This is a genomic window from Pontibacter vulgaris (genome assembly GCF_022758145.1).
Taxonomy (GTDB): domain Bacteria; phylum Bacteroidota; class Bacteroidia; order Cytophagales; family Hymenobacteraceae; genus Pontibacter; species Pontibacter vulgaris.
Map to the genome: position 1 here is coordinate 141953 of NZ_JAJVDH010000004.1, position 21268 is coordinate 163220.

21 protein-coding genes and 1 riboswitch are annotated in these 21268 nt (G+C 45.0%); of the genes, 10 read left to right on the forward strand and 11 right to left on the reverse strand.

The window, feature by feature from the left end:
- Positions 1 to 48 precede the first annotated feature (48 nt).
- The 7 genes from LWP20_RS10835 to LWP20_RS10865 form a co-directional block, all read right to left on the reverse strand.
- Entirely contained in the window at positions 49 to 1101 is a 1053-nt protein-coding gene (locus tag LWP20_RS10835; RefSeq protein ID WP_242928162.1) for a M20 family metallo-hydrolase, read from the reverse strand.
- 1 nt (position 1102) lies between these two features.
- Positions 1103 to 1903, reverse strand: a complete 801-nt coding sequence (argB, locus tag LWP20_RS10840; protein ID WP_242928163.1) for an acetylglutamate kinase — start codon at positions 1901 to 1903, stop codon at positions 1103 to 1105.
- Positions 1904 to 2042: 139 nt separating this feature from the next.
- On the reverse strand, positions 2043 to 2996 hold the full coding sequence (locus LWP20_RS10845) for a Rossmann-fold NAD(P)-binding domain-containing protein (RefSeq protein ID WP_242928164.1): 954 nt from the start codon (positions 2994 to 2996) through the stop codon (positions 2043 to 2045).
- The gene (locus LWP20_RS10850) at positions 2997 to 4145 is read right to left on the reverse strand and encodes an aspartate aminotransferase family protein (RefSeq protein ID WP_242928165.1); all 1149 of its coding nucleotides are present in this window, start codon (positions 4143 to 4145) and stop codon (positions 2997 to 2999) included.
- A 195-nt stretch (positions 4146 to 4340) separates the two neighbouring features.
- Entirely contained in the window at positions 4341 to 5351 is a 1011-nt protein-coding gene (argC, locus tag LWP20_RS10855; protein WP_242928166.1) for an N-acetyl-gamma-glutamyl-phosphate reductase, read from the reverse strand.
- Complete coding sequence (argG, locus tag LWP20_RS10860; protein ID WP_242928167.1) at positions 5333 to 6544, reverse strand: argininosuccinate synthase; 1212 nt, start codon at positions 6542 to 6544, stop codon at positions 5333 to 5335. Before argG ends, argC begins: the two co-directional genes overlap by 19 nt.
- 21 nt (positions 6545 to 6565) lie before the next feature.
- Positions 6566 to 7264 (reverse strand): GNAT family N-acetyltransferase, encoded by a 699-nt coding sequence (locus LWP20_RS10865; RefSeq protein WP_242928168.1) that lies wholly within the window; start codon positions 7262 to 7264, stop codon positions 6566 to 6568.
- Between the two features lie 553 nt (positions 7265 to 7817).
- Here LWP20_RS10865 and LWP20_RS10870 point away from each other — a divergent pair.
- Positions 7818 to 8099: a hypothetical protein gene (locus tag LWP20_RS10870; protein WP_242928169.1), complete on the forward strand. Its 282-nt coding sequence runs from the start codon at positions 7818 to 7820 to the stop codon at positions 8097 to 8099.
- Here LWP20_RS10870 and LWP20_RS10875 read toward each other — a convergent pair.
- Together LWP20_RS10875 and LWP20_RS10880 are read right to left on the reverse strand one after the other, a co-directional pair.
- Positions 8096 to 9346, reverse strand: coding sequence for an aspartyl protease family protein (locus tag LWP20_RS10875; RefSeq protein ID WP_242928170.1), 1251 nt, complete (start codon positions 9344 to 9346; stop codon positions 8096 to 8098). The genes LWP20_RS10870 and LWP20_RS10875 overlap by 4 nt on opposite strands.
- A 136-nt stretch (positions 9347 to 9482) precedes the next feature.
- Positions 9483 to 10817 carry a voltage-gated chloride channel family protein gene (locus tag LWP20_RS10880; RefSeq protein ID WP_242928171.1) on the reverse strand — a complete coding sequence of 445 codons (1335 nt, stop codon included), beginning with the start codon at positions 10815 to 10817 and terminating at the stop codon, positions 9483 to 9485.
- Between the two features lie 50 nt (positions 10818 to 10867).
- Positions 10868 to 10943, reverse strand: a riboswitch (Fluoride riboswitch).
- A gap of 235 nt (positions 10944 to 11178) precedes the next feature.
- On the opposite strand from LWP20_RS10880, the gene LWP20_RS10885 reads away from it, so the two are divergent.
- Together LWP20_RS10885 and nhaA are read left to right on the forward strand one after the other, a co-directional pair.
- The gene (locus LWP20_RS10885) at positions 11179 to 11805 is read left to right on the forward strand and encodes a carbonic anhydrase (RefSeq protein ID WP_242928172.1); all 627 of its coding nucleotides are present in this window, start codon (positions 11179 to 11181) and stop codon (positions 11803 to 11805) included.
- Between the two features lie 112 nt (positions 11806 to 11917).
- Positions 11918 to 13264, forward strand: coding sequence for a Na+/H+ antiporter NhaA (nhaA, locus tag LWP20_RS10890; protein ID WP_242928173.1), 1347 nt, complete (start codon positions 11918 to 11920; stop codon positions 13262 to 13264).
- Positions 13265 to 13324: 60 nt separating this feature from the next.
- On the opposite strand, the gene LWP20_RS10895 is transcribed toward nhaA, so the two are convergent.
- Positions 13325 to 14251 carry a universal stress protein gene (locus LWP20_RS10895; protein WP_242928174.1) on the reverse strand — a complete coding sequence of 309 codons (927 nt, stop codon included), beginning with the start codon at positions 14249 to 14251 and terminating at the stop codon, positions 13325 to 13327.
- Between the two features lie 223 nt (positions 14252 to 14474).
- Here LWP20_RS10895 and mbhE point away from each other — a divergent pair, with 223 nt between their 5' ends.
- The 7 genes from mbhE to mnhG are packed head-to-tail and all read left to right on the forward strand — an operon-like array spanning position 14475 to position 20332.
- On the forward strand, positions 14475 to 16739 hold the full coding sequence (gene mbhE / locus LWP20_RS10900) for a hydrogen gas-evolving membrane-bound hydrogenase subunit E (protein ID WP_242928175.1): 2265 nt from the start codon (positions 14475 to 14477) through the stop codon (positions 16737 to 16739).
- A complete protein-coding gene (locus LWP20_RS10905; RefSeq protein WP_242928176.1) occupies positions 16736 to 17278 on the forward strand; it encodes an MnhB domain-containing protein in 543 nt (180 codons plus the stop codon). The genes mbhE and LWP20_RS10905 overlap by 4 nt, the downstream gene beginning before the upstream one ends.
- Before the next feature lie 5 nt (positions 17279 to 17283).
- The gene (locus tag LWP20_RS10910; protein WP_242928177.1) at positions 17284 to 17640 is read left to right on the forward strand and encodes a Na+/H+ antiporter subunit C; all 357 of its coding nucleotides are present in this window, start codon (positions 17284 to 17286) and stop codon (positions 17638 to 17640) included.
- A gap of 12 nt (positions 17641 to 17652) precedes the next feature.
- On the forward strand, positions 17653 to 19167 hold the full coding sequence (locus tag LWP20_RS10915) for a proton-conducting transporter transmembrane domain-containing protein (protein WP_242928178.1): 1515 nt from the start codon (positions 17653 to 17655) through the stop codon (positions 19165 to 19167).
- Positions 19164 to 19664 (forward strand): Na+/H+ antiporter subunit E, encoded by a 501-nt coding sequence (locus LWP20_RS10920; protein WP_242928179.1) that lies wholly within the window; start codon positions 19164 to 19166, stop codon positions 19662 to 19664. Before LWP20_RS10915 ends, LWP20_RS10920 begins: the two co-directional genes overlap by 4 nt.
- Positions 19661 to 19930 carry an MrpF/PhaF family protein gene (locus LWP20_RS10925; RefSeq protein ID WP_242928180.1) on the forward strand — a complete coding sequence of 90 codons (270 nt, stop codon included), beginning with the start codon at positions 19661 to 19663 and terminating at the stop codon, positions 19928 to 19930. The genes LWP20_RS10920 and LWP20_RS10925 overlap by 4 nt, the downstream gene beginning before the upstream one ends.
- A 6-nt stretch (positions 19931 to 19936) precedes the next feature.
- Positions 19937 to 20332 (forward strand): monovalent cation/H(+) antiporter subunit G, encoded by a 396-nt coding sequence (gene mnhG, locus LWP20_RS10930; RefSeq protein WP_242928181.1) that lies wholly within the window; start codon positions 19937 to 19939, stop codon positions 20330 to 20332.
- On the opposite strand, the gene LWP20_RS10935 is transcribed toward mnhG, so the two are convergent.
- Positions 20329 to 21135 carry a metallophosphoesterase gene (locus LWP20_RS10935; protein ID WP_242928182.1) on the reverse strand — a complete coding sequence of 269 codons (807 nt, stop codon included), beginning with the start codon at positions 21133 to 21135 and terminating at the stop codon, positions 20329 to 20331. The two genes, mnhG and LWP20_RS10935, sit on opposite strands and share 4 nt — an antisense overlap.
- Positions 21136 to 21268: the final 133 nt, after the last annotated feature.

Consider the following 21268-nt stretch of genomic DNA (forward strand, 5'->3'; position numbering starts at 1 on the left):
GATTGATGGTTAAATTGTTGGATTGTTTAATTGTTGATCTGGTAACTATTAAACTACCTTTTCAAGCATTTGTATGTATAGTTGGATGCCTTCTTCCAGTTCCTGCAGTTCGATATATTCATCAGCAGTATGTGAGCGGGCGGAGTCTCCGGGGCCGAGCTTTACCGATGGTACGCGAAGCAACGCCTGGTCGGATGTGGTGGGTGAACCATAGGTGTTGCGACCTAGCGCTAAACCGGCCTGAACTATAGGATGCGAAATTGGAATACCGGAAGGTTGCAACCGGACAGAGCGCGGCGTAACTGTTGCCTTTACATGCTGCTTTACCGTATCCAGAACTTCTTCCAAAGTATAAGAATCCGTTACGCGAACATCAACGGTAAACTTACAGGTATCCGGCACCACATTGTGCTGCGAACCGGCCTGCACCACCGTTACGCTCATTTTTATCGGACCAAGCGTATCTGATACTTTCTCGAATTTATAGTTGCGGAACCACTCAATATCGGGTATTGCTTCGTAAATGGCATTTACACCTTCTTCGCGGGCAGCGTGACCGGCTTTTCCGTGGGCAACACAGTCTAGTACCAGCAGTCCTTTTTCAGCTATGGCCAGGTGCATTTGGGTTGGTTCGCCAACTATAGCAAAGTCAATTTCGCCGAGTAAAGGAAGTATAGATTCAAGTCCGTTTGTACCGGAAATCTCTTCTTCGGCAGTGGCGGCAAGTATAAAGTTATACTTCAGGTTTTGCTGCGGATAGAAGTATAAAAACGTCGCGATCAACGACACCAGGCAACCACCTGCATCGTTGCTGCCCAGCCCGTATAGTTTGCCGTCTTTTATTGTCGGCGTGAACGGATCTATAGTATAACCGGCGTTTGGTTTTACGGTATCATGGTGCGAGTTAAGCAGTATAGTTGGCAGTTCCGAGTTGAAGTGCTGGTTACGAGCCCACACATTATTTCCCTGTCGCTCAGCTTTTACGCCGTGTTGCTCCAGGAAAGTATAAATGGCATCAGCAGTTTTATCTTCTTCGCGACTGAATGATGGGATGCTTATCAGTTCTTTTAGCAGGTCCAGCGATAGTTCTTCTACAGTCATTTTATACTTCCAGCGCTATAGTTGTTCCGGCACTTTTACCTTCGGCCATTGCCAGCACATCTTCAGACTGCCCTATTTTAACTACACTTACGCCACTCCGCAGGGTAGCAAAAGCATTGTCCAGTTTCGGTAACATACCGGCAAACACCTGACCCTTCTCCTGCATCACTTTATACTTGTCCGGTGTCAACAATTCCACTACAGATTCATCATCTGCAGCATCTTCAAGTACTCCTTTCTTCTCGAAACAATACAGTAACTGCACAGTATACTTCTGCGCCAGAGCTACTGCCAAAACCGATGCCACGGTATCAGCATTCGTGTTCAACAAAGAGCCGTTGCCGTCGTGAGTAAGTGGTGCTACAACAGGTGTAAAGCCGGCCTGCAGCATGGCATCCAGTGCCTGCACATTTATACTTTCAGGGCCTTTCACATCACCCACAAAACCATAGTCAATCGTTTTAACCGGACGCTTTTCTGCTTTAATGATGTTGGCATCGGCACCGGTTAAACCAATAGCATTGTTACCTAATGCCTGTAGTTGTGCCACGATGTTTTTGTTCACCAGACCACCGTACACCATGGTAACTACTTCCAATGTTTCGGCATCTGTAACCCGACGCCCATCTACCAGTTTAGGTTCGATGCCCAGCCGCTGGCCAATGGCCGACGCTATTTTACCGCCGCCATGCACCAACAACTTAGGACCGGTTACTGCCGCAAAATCAACCAAAAAGCGGTGCAGCAACCGGGGATCATCAATTACATTTCCACCGATCTTAACTATCGTGAGTTTTTGCATCTTATACTAATGTTGTCATTTCGACCGGCGGGAGAAATCTGGGTTATAAATTAGCCCCAGATCTCTCACTTCGTTCGAGATGACAATTTGTAGTTTTATAGTTACCATCTATTCCTGAAACATCTAAGTCTTAGAAATTTTAGATCAAAGATTCCAGCATGCGTTTCAGAACAGCCTGCGCCGCATAGGTACGGTTGTTGGCTTGCTGCAGTACAAGCGAGTTTGTTCCGTCCAGGATTTCATCGCTAAGCTCTACGTTACGGCGAACCGGCAAACAGTGCATTACTTTTGCGTTGTTTGTCAGCGCCAATTTTTCTTTGGTCATCATCCAGCCTTCGCCATCAGTCAGCACTTTGCCGTATTGCTCGTAGCTCGACCAGTTTTTCACATATACAAAATCAGCGTCTTTCAGGGCTTCATCCTGGTTGTGAAAAACTGTAGCGCCCTTAGTAAATTCATCTGCCAAGTCATAGCCTTCCGGGTTGGTAATTACCAGTTCTACATCTGCCTGCTGCATCCATTCGGCGAAAGAGTTAGCCACGCACTGCGGAATAGACTTTACGTGCGGCGCCCAGGTTAACACTACTTTCGGCTTTTTATTGGCAGGCTTTTGCTCGGTTATAGTTACCAGGTCGGCCAGACTTTGCAGTGGGTGGCGCGTAGCAGATTCCAGGCTTACCACCGGCACGTTGGCATAAGAAATGAATTTGTTCAGCAGGTCTTCGCTGTAGTCTTCTTCTCTGTCCTGCAACTTCGGAAACGAGCGGATACCGATGATATCACAGTACTGGCCCATTACAGCGGCAGCTTCTCTTATGTGCTCCACGGTAGTGCCATTCATAATAGCGCCATCCTGCGTTTCCAGCGCCCAGCCTTCCTTATCCAGGTTCATTACTAACACGTTCATGCCCAGGTTCTGCCCGGCTTTCTGGGTGCTCAGGCGTGTGCGCAGACTTGGGTTCAGGAAGATTAGTCCCAGTGTTTTGTTCTCGCCAAGTGTTTTATACTTATATGGATTTTCTTTCAGGTGCAGCGCTTCATTTACTAACTCATTCACATTAGCAACATCTTGCACAGAAGTATATTTTTTCATTTAGTTTTCCTGAAGAGAATAAACAATTGATTCAAAGGCAGTGATGAAAGTCTCCACTTCTCGGACACCTATAGTTAATGGTGGCAACAGGCGAAGCGTATTTTTATCTGACGAGGAACCTGTAAAGATGCGGTGTTTCTCCAATAGCTCTTTACGAATTGGGGCGCAAGGTTCTTCCAGCTCTACTCCTATCATTAAACCTTGGCCGCGTACTTCGCGCACACCCGGTAATGTCTGCAATTCCTGCATCAATCGCTGACCCATACGGTTTGCATTGTCAACTAACTGCTCTTGTTGCATTACTTCCAGTACAGCTATACCTGCAGCACAAGCCAGGTAATTGCCACCAAAAGTAGTGCCCAGCATTCCATGTTTCGCTTCAATATCCGGGCTAATCAAAACTCCGCCAATTGGGAAGCCATTGCCCATACCTTTTGCTACTGTAATAAGGTCAGGTTTAACACCGGTATGTTGGTGCGCGAAGAATTTACCTGAACGGCCATAACCAGACTGAACCTCATCCAGAATCAATAAGGCGCCTACTTTTTTGCAACCGGCCGCTATAGCTTTCAAGAAAGTCGGTTCCGGAATATGTACGCCTCCTACACCTTGTATACCCTCTACAATAACAGCTGCCAGCTCATCTCCATACTTTGTAATAGCCTGTGCAAACGCATCGAGGTCGTTAAGTGGCAGGAATACCACATTATTTGTTTCGTTTACCGGCGCTATGATAGACGGATTGTCGGTAGCGGCAACGGCAACAGAAGTACGGCCATGGAACGCTCCTTTAAAAGAGATGATCTTTTTACGCCCTGTATGGAAAGAGGCTAGTTTGATGGCATTCTCATTGGCTTCGGCTCCGGAATTGCACAAAAACAAACTATAATCCGGGTATCCACTCAGCTCTCCGAGTTTAGCAGCCAGTTCTTCCTGCATCGGCATCTGCACCGAGTTAGAGTAAAAACCGATATCGTATAGTTGTCGCGCGATGCGCTTCACATAATGCGGGTGGCTGTGCCCGATAGAAATAACAGCGTGGCCGCCATAGAGGTCAAGGTAACGGGTACCTTTGTCGTCCCAAACGTAACAGCCTTGGCCGCGAACAGGGTTTATATCAAAGAGAGGATAAACATCGAAGAGAATCATGGTATCTGCGTTGTAGATTAGATGTAAGAAGTAAGACAGTAAATGAAGTACTTGACGTACATATAGTTAATTGTTGATTGTTGTATTGTTAAATTGTTGTTTTCAGAATTTATCATTTCAAGGATGGTAAGAAATCTATTTAAAATTTGAGATAGATCTCTCCTAACGTCGAGATGACAATTCTTAAGCTATCGTTTAAAAACCCGAAGGCTTCAGTTTTAATCCGGCAGTTTCTTCCAGTCCAAACAGCAGGTTCATGTTCTGCACCGCCTGGCCCGATGCTCCTTTCAAAAGGTTATCGATCATGCTCGTGATCACGAGCATTTCACCTTGTTTCTCCAGGTATAAAATGCACTTATTTGTGTTCACAACCTGTTTCAAGTCCGGCGTGCTATCGCTTATCCAAACGAACGGATGTGAACTGTAATAGCTGCTGTATAGTTCGCGAACTTCTTCTATAGTCTGGCTGCAATGCAGGTAGCTGGTGCAAAGTATACCACGCGTAAATGGCCCACGGTAAGGCACAAAATGAATAGCTGGTAACTCCTGAGTTGGTTGTAGTTCATGCAATGTGCGGCGAATCTCATTAAGGTGCTGGTGGTTAAGCACTTTATAGTTGGAGATGTTACCGCTGCGCCAGCTGTAATGCGATGTCGGACTCAGGCTTTGTCCAGCTCCTGTGCTACCCGTAATACCACTTACATGCACTTCTTCTGTGATCAAACCCTTAGAAGCCAGTGGAAGCAATGCCAGTTGAATGGCTGTAGCAAAGCAACCCGGGTTAGCAATGTGCTGTGCCTGTTGTATACTTTCGCGGAGCATTTCCGGCAAACCATAGGTAAAAGCTCTGCCGTTTGCATCTATAGTTTGCGCTTTACCAGCTTCACCGTTCCAACGAAAATCCTGGCTCAGGTCGATGATTCGGGTACTTACTGCAAAAATGTTCTCCGCTAAAAATTTCTTCGCTTCACCGTGGCCTACGCACAAAAATAGCACGTCTATTTCCTGCTCGAAAGAGTCGCTGAAGTATAGTTCGGTTTCGCCCAGTAGGTCGGCGTGAGTAGCATGAACTGGTTTTCCTGCCTGGCTTTTGCTGTGCGTGAAAACCAATTCAACATTCGGGTGATTCAGCAACAGCCGCAGCAATTCGCCGCCGGTGTAACCCGCTCCGCCAATAATGCCAGCCTTTACTCTTTGGTTCCCCATGCTACGGTGGTGTTGTTTACGTTGTGGTATAGTTTGGTCTGATTACCAAATATCTTGGTAAAGCCTTTTACATCGTCAGCCGTCCAGGCGCGGTTCATTTCGCCGTAGCTGCCAAACTTATCGCTCATCAGATCGTGCTCGCTTTCAATACCTTCTACCTGGAAACGATATGGCGCCAGCAGCACATGCACTTTACCGGTTACGGTTTGCTGAGTGCTCTCCAGGAAAGCTTCAATATCGCGCATCGTTGGGTCCAATAGTTGGCCTTCGTGCAGCCAGTTACCGTACCAGGTTGCCAGTTGATCTTTCCAGTATAGTTGCCATTTGGTTAGGGTATGCTTCTCCAGTGTGTGGTGCGCTTTGATGATCACCATCGGGGCAGCTGCTTCAAAACCTACACGGCCTTTGATACCAATGATCGTATCACCCACGTGTATATCGCGGCCGATTGCAAACGGACCGGCAATTTCCTGCAAGCGCTGTATTACCTGTACCGGGCCCTCAAAAACTTCATCATTCAGACCTATAGGTTCGCCGTTTTTGAAAACTATAGTTACACGCTCAGCATCTTGCTTTGTAAGCTGCGTAGGGTAAGCTGATTCCGGTAATGGCAGGTGCGATGTAAGGGTTTCTTTACCGCCAACTGATGTTCCCCAGATACCTTTGTTGATCGAGTATTGTGCTTTGGTAAAGTCCATCTCCACACCATGTTTGCGCAGGTATTCAATTTCTTCTTCACGCGAAAGTTTCATGTCACGGATCGGTGTGATGATCTCTACATCCGGAATGATCGCCTGGAAAACCATATCAAAACGAACCTGGTCGTTACCGGCGCCAGTACTGCCGTGGGCGACATAATCTGCACCAATACTCTTGGCAAAGTTGGCTATACTTAAAGCCTGCGTAACACGCTCCGCACTCACTGATAATGGGTAGGTATTATTCTTCAGCACATTCCCGAAGATCATATACTTGATGCAGCTCTTATAGTAGCTTTCCTTCTCATCCAGGTGCGTGAACTGCTTTACACCTAAACTATACGCACGGCGCTCAATTTCCTGAATTTCTTCTTCAGAGAAACCACCGGTATCCACTAAGGCAGCATATACTTCCAGCCCCAGTTCCTGCGACAGGTAAATAGCGCAATAAGATGTATCGAGGCCGCCACTAAAGGCTAACAAAACTTTTTTCATGATTTTTATACTTTGATGGCCTTAAGAGGCTTGCTTATTTTCGTCTTTATCCTGATCTGGTAACTGTATTGGTTGCACTGCCAACCGCTGACGGTAACGTACCCAACGCTCCTGTAAACTACTCGGCTTAGCAGCTGGCTTTTGCTCAGCCACTGGCAATGGTATAAAAGTCGGCTCCTGTGCTGGGTCAAACAACATAGCGGTACACAGGCAATTGCTGCGGTTCTTGCTTGTCAGGATCGGGAAATTCACACAGCTTTCGCAGCCTTTCCAGAATGACTCATCATCTGTCAGTTCAGAGTAAGTAACTGGTTTATAGCCCAAGCCAGAGTTTATCTTCATAACAGCCAGCGCCGTGGTTAAACCGAAGATCTTTGCATCCGGGTACTTGGTGCGAGAGAGTTCAAAAACCTTTTGCTTGATCTGGCGGGCCAGACCGCTTTTGCGAAGCTCCGGCGATACTATAAGGCCAGAGTTTGCCACGTAGTTACCGTGCCCCCACGTTTCGATGTAGCAGAAACCAGCCCACTTGCCATCCGGGTGCAGTGCTATCACGGCTTTGCCTTCCTGCATTTTAAGCGCTACGTATTCCGGCTTGCGTTTAGCGATACCGGTACCACGCGCTTTGGCAGAGGCTTCCATCTCATCGCAGATCGTCTGCGCATAACCCACATGGCTTTCGTTAGCCACTGTAACTATAAAATCCGGTAAATTGGTCATCTAATAATTAAAATGTATCCCGTAAGGCTGCGCCAACAGCCAGATCAGTAAATCAGATAAAATACAAATGCCTTGAGCTGCCTTTCGAAAAAGCTGAGCTTAGTACAAATGATCCCGTAAAATGAATGAATTGGTTAAACTGATGACCACTACGTAGGCGGTCAGGCAAGACATCGGCCTAGGGCCTGAGTCGAAGAGAAGAAAAGGTGCGCCTAAAAACTACCCGGCCTAACAGGGTAGAAAAAGTCTCACTCTTGCGGAAAGAGTGTTTTATCGTTGGCATTACACCAGATAAAAGGACCTTTTTTTTCATTTTTAAAAGTTAAAAGAAATATGTCTTGAGGTTTATACCTTTTTGGAATACAAATGTTTTTAATAAATTCTGAGTTATACAAACATTCGCCTATATTTCAGATAAACTTTATACTTTATACTTTCAAAAAGCAAATTTAAGACCAGTTTTCACCTTTCCCATTATTTTTAGCGATCTGCTTTAACTCTGAATTAAAAGTAACCTAACTTGCGACTTTCAAGCAAAAGGTAAAATTTAGTAATGAACCGATTTTCAATCAGCCTGATTTTAGGTATACTTTTCTCAGCCATAGGCACAGCCTCCTTGTTTCTTACAAAAGAATACCTTACACCAGCCATCTGGCTGAGCTTTGGCAACGGACTTATACTTTCTAACCTGAGGTTTACGAGAAAAGATGCAAATGGAAATGTGGAAACCATGCCTATTCCTAAAGCAAGAGTTTATTCCGGACTTTTTCTGATCGTGCTGGCGGTAGTATTGTTAGGCATCCAGGTTTATCTCGATATGCAGCGTATTTCTTAAATTTCGCTTTTCAGCACCAGGTCTACGTTGTGCACAACGGCGTCGCGCTTAACCTGCATGCGAAGTTTACGGCCAGGCTTACTTTCAAATATCTCCATCAGTTCGTTTAGGGTCAGCTCGGTGCAGTTTTTCCCGTTTATATTGAGTAACTGGTCGCCTGGTTTTAGCCCTACTAACTTGGCTGGGGAATCTTCTACAACATTGGATACAGTATAATAATTGGTGCCCGGCAACGGTGTACTTACCTCAAAGCCGGCCATGTTATAATGAAATGGCTCTTTGAACTTGCGGTTTGGTTGCAGCACCATGCGGTTGTGCGGATAATCAAGTATAACGGTAAAGCGCTTTAAAATATCCGAGCCAAGATTGCCATTCCGGTTTGATATGTTGAGTGCCAGCTTAATGGCTTCTTCGTTAGGGTAAGATGCCGGCAAATTCAGTAACTCATAGCGTCCAATCTTAAACCCGTTAATTCTTCCTATTTTCCCGTTAATGTCCCCACTCAGCCCCCTGCCTAAGTATGCTTCCATCACTTTTGGGGGCAGCGTAAGGCGGTTGTTAGATGGCAGATACAAGGAGAGTGTATGGCTTGCCCCAGTATCCACTACAAGCTTAACATTTACCGTATCGCCGTTGTGCTGGCGCACATTAGCAAACACATAAGCCTTGTTTCCTTCAATATGCAAGGGGTATTCTTCCGCTCGTTTTTTTCTGGCCAGTTTAATATCCGGCCTGTAAAGGGTTATTGTTTTGGCGTGATAATTAATCTTTACTACAAAATTTTTGAAAATATCATACCCGATTATACCATGCACAGGCATCCCCATGCGTGTAGACAGATCGAACATATCTTCCAGAAGTACATACACCTGGTGGTTATCACCTTGAATGCCCTCCATACTCATGGTATTGCCGCTCGAAAAAAGTGCCTCCACTGTATAACCAGTCCCAAGTCCGCTCAATGTAATTTTATCGGCCTGGTTCAGATCCAGGGAATCGCTATAATAAAGGCGTGTAATGATCGTATTCCTGACGCCGGAATCAAGTATGAAATTGAGAGATTTAGAGTCGTTTATTTTAACCGGAATTATAATCAGATTATGCACCAACTGGAAAGGAAGCGTAATGCTTTTGCGGTTGGACGTGAAGTAGACGGTGTCTTTGGAAACAGGTTGCCCCTGTGCCCCCGCCAGCAGCAGCAGGTACAGGCAAAGACAAAGCAACACAGCAGAACGTGCTCTTGTCATATCCCAGTTGGTTTATAGTTCAATACGTTAATGAATATACGTACATTGCGCTATAAAATCAACAAAATGCCATTATAAATTAATTGGTTTACAACAGTTTATACTTACAGGTAGCAGCTTGTAAGTATAACATACTTTAGCTTAGCTTTCTTTTGCGTCTTTGCTCGGCAACTGCAGCCAGGCTTTTGCCTTTTTCACGCCCGAAGAAAAGATGTTTAGGGCTACCGATAACCTGTGAGCCATAAATGCCGCTATGCCCCGAAAACAGATAAGCAGCTACACAGGCAACTGCCATAAAAACACTGCTCTCGGCACCGAAAAGCTCAATAGCCATAAAAGTACAGGTGAGCGGTGTGTTGGTAGCACCAGAAAAAACGGCTACAAACCCCATACCTGCCAACAGAGCCATGGGCAACGGAATTACCTGTGAAAGCGCATTGCCCATAGTAGCCCCGGTAAAAAACAAGGGGGTTACTTCTCCGCCTTTAAAGCCAGCCCCTAATGTAAATGAAGTAAAAAGCACTTTAACAAAGGCATCATAAGCAGGGAGTTCCTGCGAAAAAGCAGCCTGAATGGTTGGTATGCCCAAGCCGATATACTTTGTTGTACCCAGCAGAAAAACCGCACCAGCTATTATAATACCTCCAACTACCGGGCGTAGCGGAGCATATCCTATACTTTGTTTAAATACTTTGCTCCAGAAAGAGGTTGCTTTTGCGAAGATCATCCCTGCCAATCCAAATAAAGCGCCTGCAATGAGGGCAAAGACTAAGCCAGCCGGAGAAATTTCTGGCACAAATGGAATAGTATAAATTGTATGGTGCACGCCCCAGGCATTGCAAGTATAACTTGCGATAACGGCTGCCATAAAACTTGGTAAAAGGGCATCGTAGCGAATCCGGCCAATAACAAAAACCTCCAGCCCGAAGACTGCCGCCGCCAGGGGCGTTCCAAACAAGGCAGAAAAACCTGCACTAATACCGGTAATGATAAGTATGCGACGATCGCGGGGGCGCAGGCGTAACATTTTAGTGAATTGATCGGCGATGGCCCCGCCCATTTGTACGGCTGTACCTTCGCGGCCAGCAGACCCACCAAATAAGTGTGTAGCAAGCGTACCAAAAAGCACAAGTGGCGCCATGCGCAACGGGATTATACTTTTGGGCGCATGAATTTCATCGAGTAGCAGGTTGTTGCCTTTTACAGCACTTTGGCCGAAATAATGGTAAAGCAATCCGATAACCAGGCCTGCAACAGGCAATAACCAGATAATCCAGGTATGTGCCTCGCGGTAGTTGGTTACCCAATCAAGGGCAACAAGAAAAAAAGCACAGGCAGAACCAACCAGAATACCAACCAACAGGCAAATAAACAGCCATTTTACAGTATAAAGTATAGCCGTAACTGGCTCACCAGCTGATAATAGTCTACTCAGTATTTTTTTAACCTGGTTAGGAGTGTTTTTGCGCATCGTTAACTGCTGATAATAGTTTAATATACTGGCAAGCCTGATTGCTTACCACTTCAGCAGGAGTTATCAGCCGATGCACTTTGCGTGAGGAGGCGGTTTCAGGCAAACCCCATTGCCTTTAGCGCAAATGTAATAAAAGTGCTTCTTTAATTTAAACCTGCTGCTTTAAAACTAAGTTATTTGGGCAAAAATCTGTTATCTAACATAGTGCCAGCTATAAAATTAGCCTTAGAGCAGAAAGAACCAGCGCATTCGTTATACTTTACTTAACTCTTGCCCTAATCGTATTTTACCTATATTTGAATGCTAAAAATATAGCAGTTGGCAGCATATTCAGCTCAACTAATTAAAAATCAGACCTATGCATTACCACGAATACAGCGACCTGATAAAGAACAACCTTGAATGGGCACAGGAAAAACTCGAACAGGATTCGTCTTATTTCGAGAAGCTTGCGAAAGGCCAGCGTCCTCCGTTTTTGTTTATCGGCTGTTCCGATAGCCGCATGCCGCTGAATAGTTTTACCAAAACCGAACCTGGCGAATTATTTATACATCGTAACGTGGCTAACCAGGTTTCGCTGACAGATATGAACCTGCTGGCTGTGCTGGAGTATGCAGTAGAATCTTTGGAAGTGCAGCATATTGTGGTGTGCGGGCATTATTGCTGTGGTGGCGTAGAGGCAGCCTACAGAGGAACAGCTACCGGGGTGGTAGAAAACTGGGTTAATCCTATCCGTGAATTATATATTAAAAACCGCCAGGAAATTGACGCGCTTCCAACAGATAAACTCAGGCTGAATAAACTTGCCGAATTAAACGTAGTGGCTCAGGTAAAAAACATCTGTAACACATCTGTTATGCACCGTGCTTTTAAATCCGAACGGTATCCGCAGGTGCACGGCTGGGTGCTAGATATTGAATCGGGCCACATTAAAGACCTGGAGTTGCCGCTAAATAACTGGCACGAAATGGGTATTATGCCTTAAAGTATAGCTTAAATTAATTTATACTTTACTTTACTGTACTACCTAAAACTTTTGAACTGACGCCACGTCTTAAGTATACTTAAATTGAAGTATAAATATAAAGGCTATCATATTGAGCAGTTCTACAAGGTTTCAACTTCTTCGCAGCATTCTGCATCCTATACAGGATTTCATCAATAAAGAATCTTTTAGCGGCCTGTTGCTGATGTTTATTACTGTGGCAGCGCTGGCCTGGGCCAACTCACCCTTGGCAGACAGTTACGACAAAATCTGGAACACACCTTTTAACATTTCCTTCGGAGATTTCGGACTTGAAAAGGCAGCCATACTTTGGATTAACGATGGCTTGATGGCCATTTTCTTTTTTGTAGTGGGGCTGGAAATAAAGCGTGAAATACTTACCGGTGAACTGGCCAGCCCCCGTAAAGCTGCATTTCCGGTAATAGCAGCTCTAGGCGGAATGGTGGTGCCGGCCGCTATTTATATTTTCCTTAATTTAAATAACGAAAATCTGCATGGCTGGGGAATACCAATGGCCACTGACATTGCTTTTGCTCTTGGCATACTTGTACTGCTTGGCAAACGTGTTCCGCTTTCGCTGAAGCTATTTCTGGTAGCCTTTGCCATAGTTGATGATATTGGGGCTGTTCTGGTTATTGCATTCTTTTATACTTCAGAAATCAGTATGCTTAGCCTGCTGGTAGCAATTGGTGTATTCGGTATTCTTCTTGTTCTTAGTGCCCTGAATGTGCGCAATATCTGGCTTTATACTTTGTTGGGCCTAATTTTGTGGGTAGCCTTCCTGAAATCGGGCGTGCATGCTACTGTGGCAGGTATCTTACTGGCCATGACCATACCTCACCGGTCCAAAATAAGCGAAGAAGAATTTATAGCCAGCACCAATTCCGTTCTGGCTGAGTTGCATGCCGTACATTTACCTCGCAACAATACAGACGAAGAGAATGATGAAAATGAAGCTTTGGATTCTGAAAATTTTCAGGCTACCATACATACCTTAGAAACTAACTGCGAGGAGGCACTATCGCCGCTGGCCAGGCTGGAGCACGCTTTACACCCGTGGGTAGCCTACCTGATTATGCCGGTTTTTGCTTTATCCAATGCTGGAATCAGCATAGATAGCGCTATGCTTAACAGTTTCAGCGACCCTGTACTTACCGGAATTATACTTGGACTCGTACTTGGTAAGCCAGCAGGCATTATGATTTTCACATGGCTTGGCGCTGTTACCGGGCTGGCTGCAAAACCTAACGATATAAGCTGGATACAAGTTCTGGGAGCGGGGCTACTTGGCGGTGTGGGTTTTACCATGTCCATATTTATTGCCAACCTGGCATTTGCCGGTTCGCCCATGCTTGTGTTTGCAAAACTGGCTATACTTAGCGCCTCATTAATTGCCGGTTTGGTCGGTTACTTGGTACTACGCTCTGTTAAGGCTTAAGAGGACATTGCTGAGTGCTTTTTATTTTTTAAAAATTCTATAATACCTTGAATGCCCGACTTAATCTCCGCTGATAATTGCATCTAAAAACCCGATTTCTTCATCTCGTTTTTTAAATACAATAAGCGGGATATCATCGTTATACCGCAGCACTTTTTCAGTAGTGCTGCCCAATACAAACAATGCTGCCGCTGATTTTCCTTTTGCCCCGATCACGAGTAAATCGGCTTTGGCACGTTTAGCTTCCAGTACAATCAATTCGCCGGCTACTTCATCCTGTTGTTGTTTAACTAGCCTTAGGTTGGCATGTGAACCAAGCTCAGGAAAACGCTCTAACACGCGTTCAAACTTTTCGTTCGCAAAGCCCTGCATTCGCCGGTCAAACTCGTCGTAACTGATGCCTAGCGTAATATAACCGGGCGGCACCTGGTATACATGCATACAAATTATTTCGATGCCGGGCTGCGTGTTTGTTAACCGAAGTACATGTTCGAGCGCCATCGTTGAATACTCTGAGAAGTCGATACTGACAACAACCCGCTTTAAAACAGTTTCTGCGTTTTCAGGAATAAAGAGTATACTTACCCTGCCTGTCCGAAGCAATTTCCCAGGCAACAACCCGCTCCCTTTCAGACGAAACTTTCTGCCTACCATAATCAGGTCTATGTGTTTTACTTTAGACCAGTGCAACAGCTCTTTCAGCGGGCTACCCTCTACAACCTGCACTCTTACCTGCACATGGGGCAGTTGTTCAAAGTATGGCCTCAACTTATCTTCGAGTAAATCACAGAAGCGTTCATCGGCTGGCATGTGGCTACTGCCTGTATCCAGCAATATCTCCTGAGGTATATCCAGATTTCGCTCTACATGCAGAAAGTATACTTTCTCTACCGGAAAACAGGAACACATAAAGGCTGCATAACGGATCAGCGTTTCGTCCATTACAGTCAGGTCAAGCCCTACCATCAAGCGGTTTACAGCATTCATACAATAGATTTCTGTAGATAAAATTTAACTACTAATATGGTACCTCAGACTGTTCACCCGGCCTTTGATTAAAAATGAAACTTAATGCAGGAAGGCCTGTAAACACTAGTATAAACTTAATACGGGAAAAAACATGTAAGATTTCAGAAGATTACCATTTAGATTACTAATAATGCTTTTAGCAACCATAGTCCGCTTACCAGTTACGTATGCTGCACCCATTATGCAACGTATACCAGGCAGACAATTGTTGGTTCCGGCCGCGCTGTTACCTCTTGTACTATTTGCGTATTTCTGCACCTACCTTTCCGAAATCATTTCCGGAAAAACATTCAGTTTCGCTTATTCCTGGGTACCCGAACTTAACATTAACCTCGCTTTTTACCTGGATGGGCTCAGCCTGTTTTTTGCACTCCTCATCAGTGGATTTGGTGTCTTTATTATGGTGTACTCTGCCGAGTATCTCAGAGGCCACCCGCTGCTGAATCGCTTTTACCTGTACCTCAGCGTATTTATGCTCTCCATGCTGGGGCTGGTATTGGCAGACAACCTTATTTGCCTCTTTATTTTCTGGGAACTTACCAGCATCAGCTCCTACCTGCTTATCGGGTTTTCACATGACAACCCGGTTTCACGATCATCGGCATTACAGGCTTTACTGGTAACAGGGCTGGGCGGCCTAGCACTAATGACTGGTATGATTCTGCTGGGTAACGTGGGCGGTACTTATACGATTAGCGAATTACTCACACGCGGCGAGCTGGTTAAATCCCACCCCTTATACTTGCCTGCGCTTTTACTTATATTGCTGGGGGCTTTTACAAAATCGGCGCAGTTTCCGTTTCATTTCTGGTTGCCCAATGCCATGGCTGCACCAACGCCTGTAAGTGCTTACCTGCACTCAGCTACCATGGTAAAAGCCGGCGTCTATTTACTCGCCAGGTTTACTCCTGTTTTAGGAGGTACTGAAGTATGGCAGTATACTTTGGTTACTATTGGAGCCATAACAGCCTTACTGGGTGCCTTGCTGGCTGTGCAGCACATCGATCTGAAAGCAATTCTGGCGAATACTACCATCAGTTCCCTTGGCGTACTGATGATTATGCTAGGTATAGGAACGCCAGCAGCTTTAGAGGCACTGCTGGTTTTTATACTGGCACATGCCCTTAATAAATGCGCCCTTTTCCTGATAACAGGTAATATTGACCATGCTACCGGTACCCGCGATTTTAAGGTGCTGTATGGCTTAGCGCTGAACATGCGGCCTACGGCTGTTGCAGCAACTATGGCTGCTTTGTCGTTTGCAGGTATGGTCCCATTTCTGGGGTTTATCTCAAAAGAAATGCTTTATGATGCTACCCTGGGGGCCGGCAAAGCAGGTTTCCTTATTTTTAGTATAGTTTTTATTTCCAAGGTAGTAGCTATTTTGATCGCCATTATTATAGGGTATAAACTATTCTGGCCGCGTGTTTCTGAGCCAACTCCTATCCACCACCCCTGCGGACTTAACCTGACAATTCCGCCTATGGTAATGGCATCAGCCGCGCTGGCATTTGGTATGCTCCCAGGCATTATGGCAACTCCTTTAATACAAAGCGCCCTTGCGCCAATTGCCGGTAAAACACTATTTATAGAGCTTAAAATATGGCATGGCCTGAGCCTAGGGTTAATTAACTCCATCATGACATTTATACTCGGCACACTGGTTTATACTGTACATAGCCGGATTATTGAATTTAGCCCCAGACTCACTCCTCTTTACAACTATGGCCCTAATTCTATATACCAGTTTTTCGTAACAGGCCTGGTAAAAGGCTCATCTAAACTGATCTCAATTATACAGAGTGGGTATGTTCGGAGTTATATTTCTGCCATTGTGCTTACTATGGTTGGCCTGGTAGCACTTTCGCTTTGGAATAAGGTCCCATTGCTGAATCTCACACAAGAGATAAAAATGTTACACGATGTAAGGCTGTATGAGCTTGTACTCCTGTTTCTGATTTTGCCAGGACTCTTTTTTCTTTTCAAGACCCACTCACGCCTTATTGCCATCGCCATCATGGGCATAATTGGTTATTCTGTTGCGTTGTTTTATATATTGTTCGGAGCTCCTGATGTAGCTGCCACCCAATTACTGATCGAGACGTTAACGGTGGTGCTTTTTGTGCTTGTGTTACATAGGCTACCGCCCTTCCGTTTTATCAGCCATAAATCTAAAAGGTATAAATACATCCTGATTTCAGCACTTTTCGGAGCCATGATGACCTATGTTGTATTGCTGGTAAAACAATACCCGCTACACTCCGAACTAAAGCAATTTTACGGCGACAACAGTTATCTGCAGGGCCATGGGCGCAATATAGTAAATGTAATTCTGGTAGATTTTCGTGGCTTTGATACGTTGGGCGAGATTACTGTACTAGCAGTTGCTGCTATTGGCATTGTGGCACTACTGCGGCTCCGGTTAGAGAAAGGAGGTAAACGATGAAAACGCTTGTTCTGTCTGTAGCTATCAAATTGCTGATACCGGTTTTTCTCTTTTTCTCGCTCTACTGCCTGTTCAGAGGGCATAACCACCCGGGTGGTGGCTTTATAGGGGGCCTGATCGCTTCAATAGCATTTATTTTTCATACGATGGTGCATGGCCCAAACCGCACTATTACCAGCTTGCTCAAAATTAACCTGTATGGTTTTGAACATCAGCCAAACCAGAGCCGCTCGCTTTTCCTGATGCGCATGCAACGTGTTAAAAGATGGCGAAGAAGGTGCGCTCTGGATGATAAAAAATCCGGCAAACCGGATTTTCGTCTCGACCCTTTCGACCTGATTGCAACGGGTTTACTGGTAGCAGCCACCAGTGGTATAGTTGGCTTTCTCTTACAGGAGCCTTACATGAGTTCCAGTTGGTTCGCATTTTCGGTTCCGTTCATCGGCAGTATCGGCACCCCGGTCATTTTTGATATCGGTGTTTACCTGCTTGTGCTTGGCGTTGTACTTAAGATCACATTTGTAATGTCTGAAGAGTAAATATCATGGAAATTATACTTCCTTTTCTCATTGGAATTCTGTTTGCTTCAGGCCTTTACCTGATTCTGCACCGCCATTTCTTTAAGCTTATACTTGGCCTGATGTTGTTTAGCCTTGGTACAAATTTATTTGTATTTGTGATAGGCCGCCTGACGCGGGGAGGCTCTCCTATTATTGATAAAACTGCTGAAACCGCCACAGTACCCTACGCCGATCCGGTGCCTCAGGCGCTGCTTTTAACTGCCATTGTTATTGGCTTAGGTATACAGGCCTTTGCCATTGTACTTATTAAAAGAGTGTATCAATCATTTAATACCAACGATCTGGATGAACTACGCAATGCTGAATTAATCGAACATTGAAACACCCACCCAATGAACCACCTCTTGCTTTTATTACCCTTGCTGATTCCGATCTATGGTGCCCTCCTTTGCCTTTTTTCGTGGCGTAATGTTGCGCTACAGAAAATTATTGCACTGATGGCGCAGTCAGCTTTATTTGTTACAGCAGTGTTGCTCCTGCTTTGGGTTAATGCAAATGGCATCGTTTTAACTCAGATCGGAAACTGGCCTGCTCCGTTTGGCATTACTATAGTTGCCGACCTTTTCAGTTGCCTTATCCTGCTTTCGTCTACTGTTATTGGTGTGGCTGTGTCGTTGTACTCGCTTTATGGACTTGATGAGCAACGGCAGCGACACGGCTACTACCCGATTATGCTGCTGTTGCAATTAGGTGTAAGTGGCGCTTGCCTTACCGGCGATCTGTTTAACCTGTTTGTCTGGTTTGAAGTCCTGCTGATTTGCTGTTTTGTACTGATGGCACTGGGCGGAACAAGGCCACAACTGGAAGCATCCATCAAGTATATGACCATCAACTTTTTGGCTTCCGGTTTTTTATTGACGGGCATTGGGGTAATGTACGGGCTAACCGGAACACTTAACATGGCTGAGCTGGCCAGGATGGTGCGCACCCCGGATCCAGATTCGCACCAGGATCTGGTAACTATGGCCAGTATGTTCTTTCTGGTTGCATTTGGTATAAAGTCAGCTGTTTTCCCATTGTTTTTCTGGTTGCCGGCCTCATACCATACTCCCCCGGTTGCCATTTCGGCTTTTATAGCGGGTATTGTAACCAAAGTGGGAGTATATGCTATGGTTCGGTTATTTACCCTGGTATTTATTCCAGAATCTGATTTTACACTTTTGATTTTATCGGTGATAGCAGGTCTGACAATGGTTATAGGAGTGTTGGGCGCTGCTGCTCATTACGATTTCCGGAAAATTCTTTCCTTCCACATTGTCAGCCAGATTGGCTACATGATTATGGGTTTAGCGCTGTTTACTCCGCTTGCACTGGGCGGAGCCATTTATTTTATTATACATAACATACTTGTAAAAACTAATCTTTTCCTGATAAGCGGCGTGGTTGCAAAGCAACATGGCACTTTTGCGCTTAAAGACCTGGGTGGTGTGTATGCAAGTCAACCGTTTCTGGCATTGCTTTTTGGAGTTTCGGCATTTTCGCTGGCTGGCTTACCACCGCTTTCCGGTTTTTGGGGCAAGTTTATGCTTGCTAAGGCCGGCCTGGAAACCGGAAGTTATCTATTGGTTACTACCTCGCTTGTAGTTAGTCTGCTTACGCTGTTTTCTATGACTAAGATCTGGAACGAAGTGTTCTGGAAAATGAAGCCTGTTGCAGAAAATACAAATACAACAGAAGCCACTCCTCATCTTCAATTTTTATACTTCCCGGTAATATTTTTAACCTGTTTTATACTTTTTATAAGCTTTTTTGCCGCCCCCCTGATCAACCTTGCCTCACGTGCTGCCCAACAGCTCTTTCATCCTGAACTATACATGAACGCCATACTTAAACCACCACTGAAATGAAGACCTTCCTGCTGCATGTGATAATTGCCTTAACAGTATCGTATGAACTTCTCAGATCTGTAATTACCACTGCCATTCCTTATAACGCCACCTTTGCACTGCTCCTTTTTATACTTGTATTTATACTTTTCTGGCTAACTACAGCACTTTATAACCGCGAGTATTTCCGGAAGCTGCCAAAAGCGTTAGGCCTGTATGGATATTTTATAAAAGAAATGATCCATGCAAACCTGACTATTGCATACGATATACTAACTCCAAGTTTCAGCATGACGCCCTCAGTGCTGAAACTGCCTCTGACTGCCCGCAGTAATCTGGAAATCACACTGCTTGTAATTATTATCTCGCTTACACCGGGCACTCTTTGTTTAGACCTCGATGAAGACAAAAGAATTCTGTACATCCATGCGCTATACTTTGATGATGGCGGCACAGACAAACTCAGGCAAAGTATAAAAAACGGATTTGAAAGGCGGTTACTGGAAATAATGCGATGACACTTTTTCAACTTTCTCTGCTTGCAGCCATTGTTGTGCTGAGCCTGTGCCTGGTACTGGTAGCCATTCGTTTTGCCATTGGCCCCACCTTACCAGACCGTATCTCGGCATTCGATCTTTTTGTTGCCAACGTGATCGGTATCATCGCCATTTATACTGCTTTCACCGGTCATCAGGATTTTATAGATGTTGGGATCATACTTTCGCTTTTCGGCTTCCTGGGTTCAATTTCATTTGCATACTATATTATGAAAACCTACCAGTAAACGAGCATGGAAGAAACCAGCCATATCCGGGAAACCATTAGTGCGGTATTTATACTTGCCGGCGTGATCTTTATGGTTATTGCAACTATCGGATTGTTACGCTTCCCGGATTTTTACAGCAGGATGTCGGCTATTACAAAAGGGGCAACGCTAGGGCTTGGGTTAATTGTTGGCGGCATGGGAATTTATTTTAACCTACCCGACATGTCGCTGAAAGTGACGCTAATTATTTGTTTTATAACGATAACCGCTCCTGTTGCAGCGCATGTAATGGCCAGAACTGCTGTGCGTAACAAAGTCTCTTTCTGGCATAAAACAGACCTGAAGGAATTTGAGGATTACATGCACGAAAAACACCTGGAGAAATTAAAAGAACAAGATAAAGAAAGTAAGAAAGCTTAATGTGTACGATGCGGTAAAAATGGGCGAACAGATTCTGCGTAAATTTCCAGGGCATCAACCTGCGTAAGTACATGGTCGGGGTAGGTAAGTGCTGTCAGTTTACCCCCGAACACGCAACCTGTATCAATATTAATCGTGTTGTTTCGCCAGCGGGGAACATGTATAGGCGTATGGCCATAAACTACCACCGCTTTCCCGCAATAATCAGCAGCCCAGTCCAGCCGGATAGGTAATCCTTTTTCATCAACTTCGCCGGTTGTAGGGCCATACAGGCAAAGCTCCCGCGCTCCTTTCGTGTCCCTCCCATGATGGCGCTCTTCGAGGCCGGCATGCGCTATTACCAAACGGCCCTCGTCTAAAAGTATGTGGTGCGGCAGTTTCTCTAAAAAGTCTTTCACCCTGGTCACAAAGGCCTTGTTATACTTCTCCAATTGTTCCATTGTGAGTTCTAAACCATGCCGTACCTGCACATTGCGGCCCATGAGTTTGCGGTATAGTTTGTTGTCGTGGTTACCGCTGACACAGTAGGCTACGTCCTGGTCCATCATATCCATCACCAGGCGCAGCACTTCCGGCGAGTTAGGCCCACGGTCTACGAGATCACCTACAAAAACAACTTTGCAACCAGATGGAGGCTCTACAACATACCGTTTTTGTTCGTAATTGTCTGTTATAGTATAGCCCAGTTTACGCAATAATAGCAGCAACTCATTAAAGCAGCCATGTACATCGCCTATTATATGAAATGGGCCATGTTTATCTAATAAAGTCAGGTATCCGCTACTGTCATTTTTATCTGCCATACACAATGGTAATGTTTCAACCTGTATTATAACTTGTAAAAAGAGATTTTGGTTAAGCCAGAAGCCATGTTTTTAATTGAAGGTATACTTCAGCTGCTGTTTATAAAAGAAGCTGTAAATTTAAAACAAAGTA